The following is a 13,187-nucleotide window of genomic DNA, read 5'->3' as shown; positions in this document are numbered from 1 at the left end:
ATTAAAATACCTGGAATTTATCTGCATCCTTCAGGAAAGGAAAGTTCTTCCTTGCCTCGTCCAGGCGGGAGCGTTCTAGTGTAGTAGTAAAAATATCCTCATCGTGCGATTTCCTGTAAAGGATCTCTCCCAGGGGATCGATCAGGCTGGAATCGCCGCTGTGGTAAATATTGTTGCCGTCGTTACCGACCCTGTTCACACCGATGGCATAACACTGGTTCTCAATGGCGCGGGCATGGATCAGTGTTTTCCATGGGGTACTTCTGCGCTCGGGCCAGTTGGCCACATTGATCAGGACGTCGTAAGCCGGCGCACCGGTTTCCGGAACGATCGCGTTCCTGGACCATACCGGGAAGCGCAGGTCATAACAAACATTCAGGCAGATCTTCCATCCTTTCACCTGGGCAATCAGGCGCTTGTCGCCCGGCTGGTAATGTTCATGCTCGCCGGCATAACCGAACAGGTGACGTTTATTGTAGATGCCGTATACTCCGTTAGGCTGCATCCATAGCAGACGGTTGTAATATTGGCCATTCTCTTCGATGATCAGGCTCCCGGTGAGAATGATGTTCTTCTCGGCAGCTTTCTTCTTCATCCACTGTACGGCACTACCGTCCATGGTCTGTGCCAGTCTTTCAGGGGCCATACTAAAGCCTGTGCTGAACATTTCCGGCAATATCACTATCTCTGTACGTTCCTGAATAGCGTTGATCTTTTCATCGAACATGCGAAGATTTTCCTCTATATTCTCCCAGTGCAGGTTGGTCTGTATAAGCGTTACCTTCAGATCTGACATAAATTTTCAATTAAATTCCTTCTTGCAAATTACGATGACTTCGTTTAAAAACTATGAAAATTATCCGCTATCTATCCGGGTTCTTTTGCGATTTGTTCAACTATGTCCTGTATCAGCTCGGGTTCATACCCCTTTTGCAACAGGTATTGCATGGTTTTATACTTCCTTTTAAGGTACTGTTCCCCCTTCAGGGAAGCATACTTCTTAGCTGCCAGGGTATTTAAAGTCTTGTCATAGTCGTCGCCATCGATCTCTTCCATACCCATTCGGATACAATACTCAGACACCTGCCGCTGCTTCAGCTCCTGCACGATCTTCTTACGGCCCCACTGTTTTGTACGAAACTTTCCCCCCGCAAAGGCGCGGGCAAAGCGTTCTTCGTTCAGGAAATTCTCCGATATCAGGTCGGCAATAGCTGCATCTATCTCCTCACCACGCAGTCCCAGCTCAATACATTTGTATTTCACCTCGCTGTGGCAGCGCTCCTGGTATGCACAATAATGGCGCAGTTTCAGTATGGCGGAAGACATATCGGTATAAATAAAAGCTGCAAGAGACGGGGATCCCTTCTCTTGCAGCCAGTTATAGTACGGTTATTTTTTAACGATCATCAGGCGGGCGTAGTTCAGCATGATCTTCTTTTCGCCACCGCCCTTAGGGAAGTTCACGGTCGCAATACGGTTGTTCATTGGCCCTTCCAGGTTCAGGATGGTGCCAAAACCGAACTTCTGGTGTTCCACTTCCATGCCTGGCTCCATGATAGCCGGATCATCCGGGGTAAAATTCGGAGAAGGCACATGGTTGCCGGGTGCCGCGTTAGGAACAGGTCTTGGCGCAGGACGCGGACCTGAGGACTGCGGTGCTGCCTGGGGCGATTTCTTCTGCATGCGGTCAAACATGTTGCCGCCACCGCCGCCCCATAAACCGTTGCCGCTATTAATAGGGCTGCGGTTCACATTACCGCCGCCGGCATAACTGCGGTCGATGTATTTTTCAGGCATCTCTTCCAGGAAACGGCTGGACTCATTGTTCACCAGCTGTCCAAAGCGATACCTGCTATTCGCATAAGTCAGGAACAGACGAGATTTTGCACGGGTGATCACCACATAGAACAGACGGCGCTCTTCCTCCAGTTCTTCCCTGGAGTTGATGGACAGGCCGCTTGGAAAGAGGTTTTCTTCCAATCCTACAGAGAATACCACAGGGAATTCCAACCCTTTTGCTGCGTGGATGGTCATGAGTTTCACAACATCGCTATCCTCATCATTCCCTTTATCTGCATCTGTCAGCAGGGTGATCTGCTGCAGGTAGGTACCCAGGGATTTTTCTGATTCCACCAGTTCACCATCTTCCGTAGGTGTTTCGGTGAATTCCTTGATAGAGTTCAGCAATTCCTGGATGTTCTCGTAACGGGCCAGGCCTTCTGTTGTTTTATCGTTGAACAGTTCCTTTACAATGTTGGTGGATTTTCCGACCTGTAAAGCGATGTCATAGGCATTATGTTTACCCAGCATCGCCTGGAAGCTGCGTATCATCATCACGAAATTCTCGATGGCTTCCAGCGTACCGGATTTAAATCCGAACTCCTGTGCCCTTTCCAGTACGTTCCAGAAAGTGATATTATGATCATTAGCCAGGACAGATACTTTGTCTATCGTGGTCTTACCGATGCCACGCACCGGATAGTTGATGATACGTTTGAGGCTCTCCTCTTCCTGTGGATTGGTAACGATACGCAGGTAAGCAATGAAGTCTTTGATCTCCTTACGCTGATAGAAGGACAAGCCTCCGAAGATGCGGTAAGGGATCGCTTTGCGGCGCAGGTTTTCCTCAAAGGCACGGCTCTGGGCATTCGTACGGTACAGAATGGCAAAGTCGCGGTTGGCGTAATGATAGCGCAGCTTTTGTTCGGCGATGGTATCGGCTACGAACTTACCCTCCTCATTGTCGGTCATGGTGCGCACCAGCTTGATCTTTTCCCCGTCGGCATTATCTGTCCACAGGTTCTTTTCGATCTGGCCTTTATTATTAGCGATCACCTCGTTAGCTACATTGAGGATGGATTTGGTACTACGGTAGTTCTGTTCCAGCTTCACCACCTTTGCATCTTCATAGTCCTTTTCGAACTGGAGGATATTCTGGATGGTAGCGCCACGGAAGGAATAGATACTCTGGGCATCGTCCCCCACCACACAGATATTTTCGTGGGCAGCGCCTAACAGTTTGATGATCTCGTACTGGGCAGGGTTGGTATCCTGGTACTCATCGATCATGATATATTTGAACTTGTGCTGGTATTTGTGCAGTACTTCCGGGAAGCTTTTCAGCAACACGTACATTTTGAACAGGAGGTCATCAAAGTCCATGGCGCCGTTCTTAAAGCAGCGTTTGGCATACATATCGTACAGCTTTCCGGTAAGCGGTCTGTTGGCCCGCATATCTTCCTGCTGAACGGCGTAGTCATGCTGATACTCCTCTGGCCCCATAAGGCTGTTTTTAGCCGCAGAAATGCGGTTATATACGAGAGCGGGCTTATAGTGCTTATCGTCCAGATTCTGCTCGTTTATAATGGTTTTAAGCACGCTTTTGGCATCATCGGAGTCATAGATCGTAAAGTCGTTCGGATAACCGAGGCGATGTGCTTCCGCTCTGAGCAGGCGGGCAAATACCGAGTGGAAGGTACCGATATAGAGGTTACGGGCTTCCGTACCCCCCAGGATCTTTTCCACACGCTCTTTCATTTCGCGGGCGGCCTTATTCGTAAATGTCAGCGACAGGATATTAAACGCATCCACCCCGTTGCGCAACAGGTGTGCGATACGGGTGGTCAGCACTTTCGTCTTACCGGAGCCGGCGCCTGCCACAATCATCAGTGGTCCATTGATATGTTCTACTGCTGCGCGTTGCCGCTCATTCAATTCATCTAAATAATTTGCCTTCATTCGATTTATTAAAGATCCCTGTCTTTCACCCGGGAAATGATGTTTGAATATTTAAAAAGGGAAGGCATAAAATTACGAAAGAAAGCATTAAGGGAGAAAAGGAAAAAGGAGAAAGGACACAGACCTGCCGCTACGCGTGGTTTCCGCGAGCATTATCCTCTCCCCTTTTCCGGAAGGGGTCAATATCTTGCAATACGGGATTTAAGCATTTTACGGGCAAAATGAATGCGGCTTTTTACTGTTCCCAGCGGCTCATTTAACATAGCAGCTATTTCATAATACTTATACCCTTCAAAATAAAGCATGAAAGGTTGTTTAAATATTACGGGGAGGTTATACACCGCCATATGTACATCTTTGATGCGCAGATTGGTCTCTGCAGAATTACCGATGCATGGCTGTTGCTGATGCAGCAGATATTCTCCGGCGGAATTGTCCAGCAAACGGAACTGCCTGTTTCCACGCCGGTAGTTGTTGATGAAGATATTGCGCATGATTGTATACAGCCATGCCCTGATATTGGTGCCTGCCAGGTATTTATCACGATTGGCCAGCGCCCGGAACAGCGTTTCCTGGTAGAGGTCCTTCGCAGATTCCGAATCTTTTGTTAAGGTAACTGCATACGGTCTGAGAAAATCCGCATTTCCCAGCAGCAACGTATTAAATTCTGTGGATGACATAATGGTGATAGTTTAAGCATCTGAAATAATTGTTGATTCAGCTGATAAACCTTGCTTTAAGGGAAACAGTTATTGTTGTAAATGTCAAATATCATATGTAAGGGTATTTAAAATGTACAAACAGTTATATCAATTCATGTGCGCAGAAATGAACATTCGAATGATACTTGGGGGGAATAAAAAAGGCTGCTTTCTCAAACTAATAGTACACTTTGCTACATTGTCCCACATGTTATGTTATACAGAAAATAGGCTGTAACTGCAATCCCGTTCGAACATGACTTACCTGTAACTTTCCGGGAAAGCCAGGACTATGCCACCTGGTGAATAGAGGTGTTTCCATAAATTTATTTTTTTGGTTAGTGTACTGGGGGAATGACTCTCTCTTACGGTTCCTGAATTGTTTTCTTATTTTTTAAAACTGATTTCCTTTTCCCGATTTTCAAGTATCTGATTTCTTAGGTGCAAAAAATGATCTGTTAGTTTACTTTATTGGGTATATCAAATACTTAAACACACACATTGAATATGCTAAATACAATACGAACTAAAAACATCCAACTGACTGACTCTTAACACAATTTAACGAAAGCTATTGTATTTACCAAAAAAAGAGAGGGGCGATAATATATAAATAATAAACGCTGATTATCGCTTTTTCTATATAGCGTTAATCAGCGTTCGTTTTTATGTAAGGTTGACCTTGTTATGCTTACAGGCAGGCAATTTTTCTTACTCTGTTTTCATGACGGCCGCCTTCAAATTGCGTATCAATAAATACATCCACAATTTGTTTTGCAACACTGTCATCAACAAAACGTGCAGGGATACACAGTACGTTGGCATTGTTGTGAGCACGCGCCAGGCGCGACAATTCCTCTCCCCAGCAGATAGCGGCCCGTATGCCCTGATGTTTGTTTGCTGTGATAGCAACACCGTTACCACTACCACATACCAGGATACCAAAAGCTGCCTGTTCCCTCTCTACAAGCGTGGCTACAGGATGCGCGAAGTCAGGATAATCTGCAGCATCACTTGAATGCGCGCCCACATCTTTTACTTTTAGTCCCTTTCCTTCCAGGTAAGAGATAATCTCTTCTTTATATTCAAATCCCGCATGGTCAGAGCCTACGGCTACCGGCAACGTAAGATTAAATAATGGTTGTGATGACATAAGACAAAAATTTAAAAAGTGAAGCAAAAGTCAGAAAGCGCAACGCGGAATATCCTATGCAGTTTTACAAGGGACATTCCGCGTTATGCCTAATTAACACGCGTCAGATTAAGACCATTCTTCTACTTCGTTCTCTTCTTTCTCCATTCCTTTCAATGCTCTACCCGAAATATAAATACTTATTTCGTATAAAAGATACAATGGCGTAAATACGATCAGCTGATCTATTACATCCGGAGGTGTGATGACAGCAGCCAGTACCAGTATCACCACTACGGCATGCCTTCTGTAAGTACGCAGGAAATCCGGCGTAATGAAACCGATCTTTGTCAGAAAGAAAACAAGGATCGGCAATTCAAATAAAACGCCCATCCCTAATACGATCTGGGTCATCAATCCAAAGTAATCGTCAATGAAGAACTGGTTGACTGCTTTATCTGTAACAGTATAACCCGCCAGGAAGTTGATGGTAAAAGGCGCCATCAGGAAATAGCTGAAGGCAATCCCCAGGAAGAACTGGAAGGATACCCAGAAAATGATTCCTCTTGCTCCCCTTAATTCACGCTCTTTCAGCGCAGGTTTAATAAAGCGCCAGAACTCCCAGAAAATATATGGGAACGCTACTACCAGGCCGAATATAAAAGCCAGTTTGAACTGCAACATCACCTGTCCTACCAGTACGTGGTTCTGAAAGACGATGGGCACAGGCGTAATACATAATTTATCTCCTAATCCAACCAGGTGGCCCAGTTTGCATAGAGCCACATATGAAGGGAAATTAGCGTTTGTTGGGCCAAAGATCACATCGTCCAGTATTTCTTTGGTATACACAAATCCGAAAATGCTCACTACTATCAGCGCAATGATCGAACGCACTATATGCCAACGCAGGTCTTCCAGGTGGTCAAAGAAAGACATCTCTGCTTTCTCCTCATTATTTGCAAAAATTTTCTTGAACATATCTTAAGTCGGGCTGTGAATGTTTTATCCTAAGGAGCACAAATATAGCTGTTGCGTTGAACAAAACAGAGCCTCTGCCCTCATTAGTACAAAGTTTTAAGGGAAATTAAAGGTAAGCGGTGGTTAAGACAGATCAATGATATGATACAGGGGATAAAGGGCTGAAAAAGGCAAAAATGAACCAGGAGTAAAGATGTTTGAAAAGTCAGGTTGAAAACCGGGTGGTGAAGCTGCGTAAATCAGCTCCGCTAGGAGCTGTGGTGTTTGTAGCCCGGTGTGCAACCCCGGCGAACAGAATGTGTCTGATTTTCAGACAAAAAAAGAGCCAGCCCGAGAAGAATCAAGAGCCGGCCTTTCATCCATTGTTTGTTAACCCCAAAAAAGTTGAATTCGAGAATGTCTTTGTTTCCAGATTCACATTGCATCCGATTGATGGCAAGCTTTCAAGATGTTTGTGTTTCTGGTTACTTTTAAATTTCTATCACAAAAATAGAAAGAAAATATGTTATTATCAATGTTGTAACAATTTTTTTTACATCCTTTTAACAAAAATCAAATCATTGTGTTACATCATCTGCAGCAAATGTATAAAATTAGTGTTAAATACCTACTACTTTTTTTAAATCGTTTTAGCAGGCTCGATGTTTAACGACATTGCAAATATATTAAAAAAATAATAACAATATCAATTCCTGATTTCTTTTCTTTTATAAAAAAGTAGTAAGCTCTCCTAAATAATTGACATTTAAGCAACTAAAAATTGTGATCCAAAGATAAAAAAAGTCAATTTATCCTGAATTTTATTAGAGAACCTTCATTTTTACCATTTCTATCCTCGTCTCCGTTACATTCAGCACATCAAACTCATAATCGTCGATGATAATCCTTTCCTTCAGACGAGGAATTTTTTCATGGTGATTGATGATATAACCCGACAAAGTTTCGCTCTCATCTTCCGGGAAATCAAAACCGTATTTTTCATTCAGGAAATCCAGCTCCAGCCTTCCTGAAAAAATATATTCCTTCTCTGCTATCTGTTTCTCCACGAATTCTTCCACGTCATGCTCATCCTTGATCTCTCCAAAGATCTCCTCCAATACATCCTCTATGGTCACAATACCGGCTGTTCCACCAAATTCATCTACCACCCAGGCAATACTTCTGCGTTCTTTATTGAATTTGCTCAGCAGGTCGATGGCGCTCATCGTTTCGGGTACTGCCAGGATCGGGTGAAGAATAGCTGAAATCTCAGCAGGACTTTTAAACATATCCAGCTGATGAATATAGCCAAGGATATTATCGATCGTATTTTCGTAAATGATGATCTTAGAGAGCTTGGTCTCCATGAATTTCCGTTGTGCTTCCGAGATCGGGCTGCTGATCTCCAGCGCTTCGATCTCCTTACGGGGTATCAGGCAACCGCGGATCTTCACATGTGCAAGCGACAATGCATTTTCAAACAACTCGGTATTCAGTTCCTGGTTCTCCGTTACATGCTGTTGCGACTGACGGATGAAATGCTCTACGTCTACCCGGGGAAAGGTAGTCGCTGTTTCCACTATACGTACGTTGAACAGGTATTTCAGTATCCACTCGGAAATAGACACCAGCAGGCTGCCAATCACATACAATGGTTTAGAGATCACGGAAATGGGTAAAGCAAAAAAGCTTAACAATCCTTCCGGACGGGAACGGAAAATAGCACGGGGAATAAAAAAGCCAAAGGTCAACAGAATCAATGTGCCTAATATCACATCAATGAAGAGGAATATTGGCTGCTGTATAGTGTTCTGCTGAGGGGGCAACATGAGGTTCCATATCGGCTGCAGAAAGCTATGGAACATAATCCCGTATATCACCACAACAATAGTTAATCCCAACAGACTGGTTGCCAGAAAGCGGGAGGGGTTGTCATTAAAGCTGGCCAGTATTTTACCGGTAGCCCGCCCCTGTTTCTTTTTCAGCTCAATGCTCAACTTGTTCACATTGGCGAAAGCCGTTTCCAACCCGGCGAAGAAACCTGCCAGCAATACCAGTATGGCCAGGATCAGGAGTGTATAAGTATCCATAATATAGTTCAAAAGTAAGGAATTATAGATTCCACATTATAAGTACGGTCATTCCTTATACAAAGATTGCACCGGAACCTTATGTGTCACTACAGGAATCCGGTCACCAGCTTCTTTACAGCTGCATATGCCGTTTCCAGATCATCGTTCACTACAATTTCATCAAATTCATGGGAGAATGACATTTCATACCGGGCCTTGCCAAGCCTTTCCTCAAGAGAGGCCTGCGTTTCCGTACCACGTTCACTAAGACGTACCCGTAGGGTGTCCAACGTTGGCGGTGCAATGAAAATAGTTAATACACCTGTATGATATTTCTCTTTTATGGACAGGGCTCCTTTCACATCAATATCCACCATCGGCACTTTTCCGTCGTCCCATATGCGTTGTAACTCACTTTTCAGGGTTCCATAGTATTTCCCCGCATACACCATCTCATATTCCGCGAAAGCGTTATCATCTATTTTCTGATGGAAATCGTCCAGGGACAGGAAATAGTAATCTTTCCCATGCACTTCTGTCTCTCTGGCAGTACGGGTAGTAGCTGAAATAGAAAATGCAAGCTGTGGCAGTTCAGACAACAACTTTTTTACAATGGTGGTTTTACCTGCTCCGGAGGGAGCAGTGATAATGATGATCTTATTGGTCATGTTCTACTGCTAATTATCCAGGTTCCGCTATAAATCACAAGCTGCAAGCGACTGGTGCGGGCATCGTACCATATGATATGATCGTTCGCGCCAATCTCTTGCAGCTTGCAGAATTCCTTATATTATCAGACTCTTTTAATATCTGCACCGAGTTTTCTCAATCGTTCGTCGATATATTGGTAACCGCGGTCTATCTGTTCAATGTTTTGAATAGTGCTCTTTCCTTCTGCGCTCAGTGCGGCAATCAGGAGGGATACACCTGCACGGATATCCGGTGAAGACATGGTAATACCTCTCAGGGCATGCTGTCTTCCCAGACCGATCACCACGGCACGGTGCGGATCGCACAATACGATCTGTGCGCCCATATCTATCAGTTTGTCCACAAAGAACAACCTGCTCTCAAACATCTTCTGGTGGATCATCACGCTACCTTTTGCCTGAGTAGCCACTACCAGCACTATACTCAGCAGGTCAGGCGTGAATCCCGGCCATGGATGGTCGGATATCGTAAGAATGGATCCATCCAGGAAAGTCTGGATCTCATATTTATCCTGTGCGGGAATGTAAATATCATTATCCCTGATCTCCAGCTGAATACCCAGCTGACGGAACTTCTCCGGAATAACACCCAGGTGTTGCACACCGGCGTTCTTGATGGTGATCTCAGACTGGGTCATTGCTGCAAGTCCGATAAAGGAGCCGATCTCGATCATATCCGGCAACATCGCATGACTACAGCCTTTCAGGGATGATACGCCCTGGATAGTCAGCAGGTTAGAACCTACGCCGGTAATGTTGGCGCCCATGCTGTTCAGCATTTTGCACAACTGCTGCAGGTAAGGCTCACATGCCGCGTTATAAATAGTGGTCACTCCGCTGGCCATTACAGCCGCCATTACGATGTTGGCAGTTCCGGTCACTGAAGGCTCGTCCAGCAGCATATAAGCTCCTTTCAGGCCACCGTCTCCGGCTTCCAGGCGGAAGTAGTTATCATCATTATCGTATACAAATCTGACACCCAGTTTCTCAAAACCGATGATGTGGGTATCCAGCCTGCGACGTCCTATCTTGTCGCCGCCCGGTTTGGGAATATATGCTTTCCCAAAGCGCGCCAGCAAAGGACCGGCTATCATTACCGACCCCCTCAGTCTACCGGATTTCTTCTTGAATTCTGCACTCTCCAGGTAAGGAAGATTGATCTGGTCAGCCTGGAACTCGCACGTATCACGGCTGATCCTGTTGATTTTCACTCCCATGTCTCCCAGCAACTCGATGAGCAGATTCACATCAAGAATATCTGGAATGTTGCTGATGGTTACTTTCTCGGCTGTCAGGAGGACAGCGCTGATGATCTGTAAAGCTTCATTTTTGGCACCCTGGGGCACAATTTCCCCTTTCAGACGGTTGCCGCCTCTGACTTCAAAAGCACTACTCACTTGTTCCTGTTTTTATTGTATTTGTTGTTACTGTGCTTGTTACTGCTTTTTCCGCTGTTGTTTTTGAACTTGTTCTGCTGGAAGTTCTTACGTTTATTACTTCCACTGCCGCTACCGCTACCGGTACGTGGCAGGAACTCAGCGCTTGTATTGAAGTTAGGTGCGTTGGCAATTGCAGCTGCACTTGGAGGAGGTGTATAACCTGGCTGGAACTCCAGTCTGCCATCGGTGATGCTGTTTAATTCTGCCTTGATAGCATCGTCATGCACACTTTCCTTGTGCCAGTTGCTATAGGCCAGTTTCATGTAGTTGCCTATACATTGGGTGAACCCTTCTTTCTTTTCAGGATTATCCTCATTGATCGCTTTATCGATCACCATCTCCAGGTTTTTACCGAAGTGACGGTTACGTGGATACTTTTTAGGGTAAGTCAAACGCTCCGGTTTTGCCCTCAACGTCTCCCTTGTAGGGATCGGATATGGTGATTCCACATCCAGTTTGAAATCGGATATTAAAAACAAATGGTCCCATAGTTTATGCCTGAAGTCCTCCACATTACGCAGGTGAGGATTCAGTGTACCCATCAGCTCGATCAGTGACATAGCATTCCGTTGACGGTGGTCCATATCCTCGATACTCAGCACGTATTCGATCATCTTCTGGATATTCCTTCCGTACTCCTTCATTATCAAATGGTTACGGGTTGTATTGTATTCCATATGGTTAATTAAAAAATAATCTGTGTAAATTTTGAAAGGTAAGATCTGCTTGCGCATTCACAAAGCAACAAAAGCTGATTGGAGAACATCTTTGTACCTGGTCTTCTTCCAGGACGGAATGACTTTTAATGTGAAAGCTACCGTTCCTTGCAAACATACCAAAAAAAATACTAATTAAGAATTATTCGAACGCCAGTTTCCCCCAGTTTTCGAGCTCTTCTTCTGTCCAGATCTCAGGGAAGAAGACGATCCGCTTATGACGGGGAGGCAAATACTGCTGCCAGTTGGTTCCTCCGGTTGCAGCAATGTCTTCGGGTTTGCGGTTCAGGTATCTGACGGCGGACTTATAATGCATCAGCGGCCACTTCACGTTAATGTTCAGGTCGTATTCTTTCAGCAGGGGCATTACCTCCTGTTGTACTTCCGGAGGTAACTGTTTATATCGCAGCTGCATATTATTGTCCCGGTAACGCTCTGCCAGGAACAGGAATTCATGCATATACTTCTGCTCAAACTGTCGCAGGGTCAGTGTTTTCTTACCGGTAGCCAACTCGGTAGCCCCGCTGCGCCAGTAAATATTATCCAGGACCTCAGACAGTTCTTTTCCATTCAGCCCTACCCGTTGCTGTTCATATACCAGGTTGACAAGACCGGTAGAACAGATCTCTATCTTACGGAACTGGCCACTCTGAAAACCGCTTGCCGGCAACAGCGCCATCCTGAATTGGAGGAACTGCTGCTTATCCATGCCATCCACCATGATCTCAAAAGAGTTGATCAGGTTGCGGAAATAGTTATTAATACGCTTCAGCTGCGTTTTAAACAGGTCTGCCGTCAGCACCGGCGCCTGACATACCTGCTCGATGGCCTGTAACGTCAGTTTGAAATATAGCTCAGTGATCTGATGATAAATAATGAAAATGTTCTCATCGGGTATAGGCGTACGGGGATGCTGCAGGTTTAATAAAACATCCAGTTGAATATAATCCCAATAGGTAAGGTAATCCGCATACAGGAGCCCGTCAAGATAAGAAGAAAGATCCTGACCCATAGCGGCATACTTCTCTTCCAGCCGCTTTATTTTATCGGCAATTTCTGTTGTAACCATAATAATGATAGAATTAGTGATCCCTTCCCGGCCGCCAGTCAGTCATATGCTACACTACAAGATAAGCAGACAGGAAGGGGTGGCGGGTCCCCCCTATTCCACAACGTTGATAGTGCGGTAAAAGCTTTCTTCCAGTGATATAAGTGTCTCGGTCCTTTCTATACCTTTTATCTTCTGTAGTTCGTCATGTAGTATCCTTCTCAGCTGGGAAATGTCCTTACAAATAATCTCTGCAAACATACTATAACTACCGGTGGTGTAGTTCAAACGAACCATTTCAGGGATCTTGCGCAATTCTTTAGCCACTGTGTCATACATGGAACTTTTTTCAAGGTAGATACCGATGAAGGCAATGACATCATAACCAATCATTTTTAAATCTACATGCAATTTTGTACCTTTAACGATACCCAGTTCTTGCAATTTCTTCATTCTAACGTGGATCGTGCCACCGGAAACGAAAAGCTTCTTCCCGAGGTCAGCGTAGGAGATTTCTGCATTATGCATCATTTCACTGATGATCTGCAAATCTAGTTTGTCAATATTCAAATTGTGGCTCATTTTTACAATTTGTTTTGGAATGTTTTAAACCTATATGCAAATATTTGAAAAATTTCGAAAATTCAAAAATTTTTCTTAAAAAATTTGCA

Annotated in this window: 12 protein-coding genes; all 12 read right to left on the bottom strand. The window is 44.8% G+C overall.

Translation table 11 applies throughout. The features are described 5' to 3' along the window. Position 1 precedes the first annotated feature (1 nt). Entirely contained in the window at positions 2–796 is a 795-nt protein-coding gene (locus tag L3C95_RS04700; RefSeq protein ID WP_236385585.1) for an amidohydrolase, read from the bottom strand. Positions 797–867: 71 nt separating this feature from the next. Further along, positions 868–1,326: a regulatory protein RecX gene (locus tag L3C95_RS04695; protein WP_236385583.1), complete on the bottom strand. Its 459-nt coding sequence runs from the start codon at positions 1,324–1,326 to the stop codon at positions 868–870. A gap of 63 nt (positions 1,327–1,389) precedes the next feature. After that, positions 1,390–3,738: an ATP-dependent helicase gene (locus L3C95_RS04690; protein WP_236385582.1), complete on the bottom strand. Its 2,349-nt coding sequence runs from the start codon at positions 3,736–3,738 to the stop codon at positions 1,390–1,392. 179 nt (positions 3,739–3,917) lie between these two features. Next, on the bottom strand, positions 3,918–4,418 hold the full coding sequence (locus L3C95_RS04685) for an RNA polymerase sigma factor (RefSeq protein WP_089834563.1): 501 nt from the start codon (positions 4,416–4,418) through the stop codon (positions 3,918–3,920). Between the two features lie 712 nt (positions 4,419–5,130). Next, entirely contained in the window at positions 5,131–5,592 is a 462-nt protein-coding gene (gene rpiB, locus L3C95_RS04680) for a ribose 5-phosphate isomerase B (RefSeq protein ID WP_149698885.1), read from the bottom strand. 108 nt (positions 5,593–5,700) lie between these two features. After that, the gene (tatC, locus tag L3C95_RS04675) at positions 5,701–6,552 is read right to left on the bottom strand and encodes a twin-arginine translocase subunit TatC (RefSeq protein ID WP_236385581.1); all 852 of its coding nucleotides are present in this window, start codon (positions 6,550–6,552) and stop codon (positions 5,701–5,703) included. 803 nt (positions 6,553–7,355) lie between these two features. Beyond that, complete coding sequence (locus L3C95_RS04670) at positions 7,356–8,633, bottom strand: hemolysin family protein (RefSeq protein ID WP_236385580.1); 1,278 nt, start codon at positions 8,631–8,633, stop codon at positions 7,356–7,358. Between the two features lie 77 nt (positions 8,634–8,710). Next, positions 8,711–9,271, bottom strand: coding sequence for a guanylate kinase (gene gmk, locus L3C95_RS04665; RefSeq protein ID WP_236385579.1), 561 nt, complete (start codon positions 9,269–9,271; stop codon positions 8,711–8,713). A gap of 125 nt (positions 9,272–9,396) precedes the next feature. Next, the gene (murA, locus tag L3C95_RS04660; protein WP_236385578.1) at positions 9,397–10,710 is read right to left on the bottom strand and encodes a UDP-N-acetylglucosamine 1-carboxyvinyltransferase; all 1,314 of its coding nucleotides are present in this window, start codon (positions 10,708–10,710) and stop codon (positions 9,397–9,399) included. Then, positions 10,707–11,429, bottom strand: coding sequence for a DUF4290 domain-containing protein (locus L3C95_RS04655; protein ID WP_262915816.1), 723 nt, complete (start codon positions 11,427–11,429; stop codon positions 10,707–10,709). Before L3C95_RS04655 ends, murA begins: the two co-directional genes overlap by 4 nt. A 181-nt stretch (positions 11,430–11,610) precedes the next feature. Next, positions 11,611–12,537, bottom strand: a complete 927-nt coding sequence (locus tag L3C95_RS04650) for a tryptophan 2,3-dioxygenase family protein (protein ID WP_236385573.1) — start codon at positions 12,535–12,537, stop codon at positions 11,611–11,613. Positions 12,538–12,630: 93 nt separating this feature from the next. After that, entirely contained in the window at positions 12,631–13,098 is a 468-nt protein-coding gene (locus L3C95_RS04645; protein WP_110053192.1) for an Lrp/AsnC ligand binding domain-containing protein, read from the bottom strand. Between the last annotated feature and the right edge of the window lie 89 nt (positions 13,099–13,187).

Origin of the sequence: Chitinophaga filiformis, from assembly GCF_021646545.1 — a bacterium.
Lineage (GTDB): Bacteria > Bacteroidota > Bacteroidia > Chitinophagales > Chitinophagaceae > Chitinophaga > Chitinophaga filiformis_A.
The sequence above is the reverse complement of the archived record's forward strand: the minus strand, read 5'-3'. Positions and strand labels throughout refer to the sequence as shown.

Excerpts from the sequence above, each read along its gene's own strand:
- L3C95_RS04645 (WP_110053192.1), bottom strand. The coding sequence starts at position 13,098 with ATGAGCCACAATTTGAATATTGACAAACTAGATTTGCAGATCATCAGT.
- tatC (WP_236385581.1), bottom strand. The coding sequence starts at position 6,552 with ATGTTCAAGAAAATTTTTGCAAATAATGAGGAGAAAGCAGAGATGTCT.
- gmk (WP_236385579.1), bottom strand. The coding sequence starts at position 9,271 with ATGACCAATAAGATCATCATTATCACTGCTCCCTCCGGAGCAGGTAAA.
- L3C95_RS04655 (WP_262915816.1), bottom strand. The coding sequence starts at position 11,429 with ATGGAATACAATACAACCCGTAACCATTTGATAATGAAGGAGTACGGA.
- L3C95_RS04690 (WP_236385582.1), bottom strand. The coding sequence starts at position 3,738 with ATGAAGGCAAATTATTTAGATGAATTGAATGAGCGGCAACGCGCAGCA.
- rpiB (WP_149698885.1), bottom strand. The coding sequence starts at position 5,592 with ATGTCATCACAACCATTATTTAATCTTACGTTGCCGGTAGCCGTAGGC.
- L3C95_RS04650 (WP_236385573.1), bottom strand. The coding sequence starts at position 12,537 with ATGGTTACAACAGAAATTGCCGATAAAATAAAGCGGCTGGAAGAGAAG.
- L3C95_RS04700 (WP_236385585.1), bottom strand. The coding sequence starts at position 796 with ATGTCAGATCTGAAGGTAACGCTTATACAGACCAACCTGCACTGGGAG.
- L3C95_RS04695 (WP_236385583.1), bottom strand. The coding sequence starts at position 1,326 with ATGTCTTCCGCCATACTGAAACTGCGCCATTATTGTGCATACCAGGAG.
- L3C95_RS04685 (WP_089834563.1), bottom strand. The coding sequence starts at position 4,418 with ATGTCATCCACAGAATTTAATACGTTGCTGCTGGGAAATGCGGATTTT.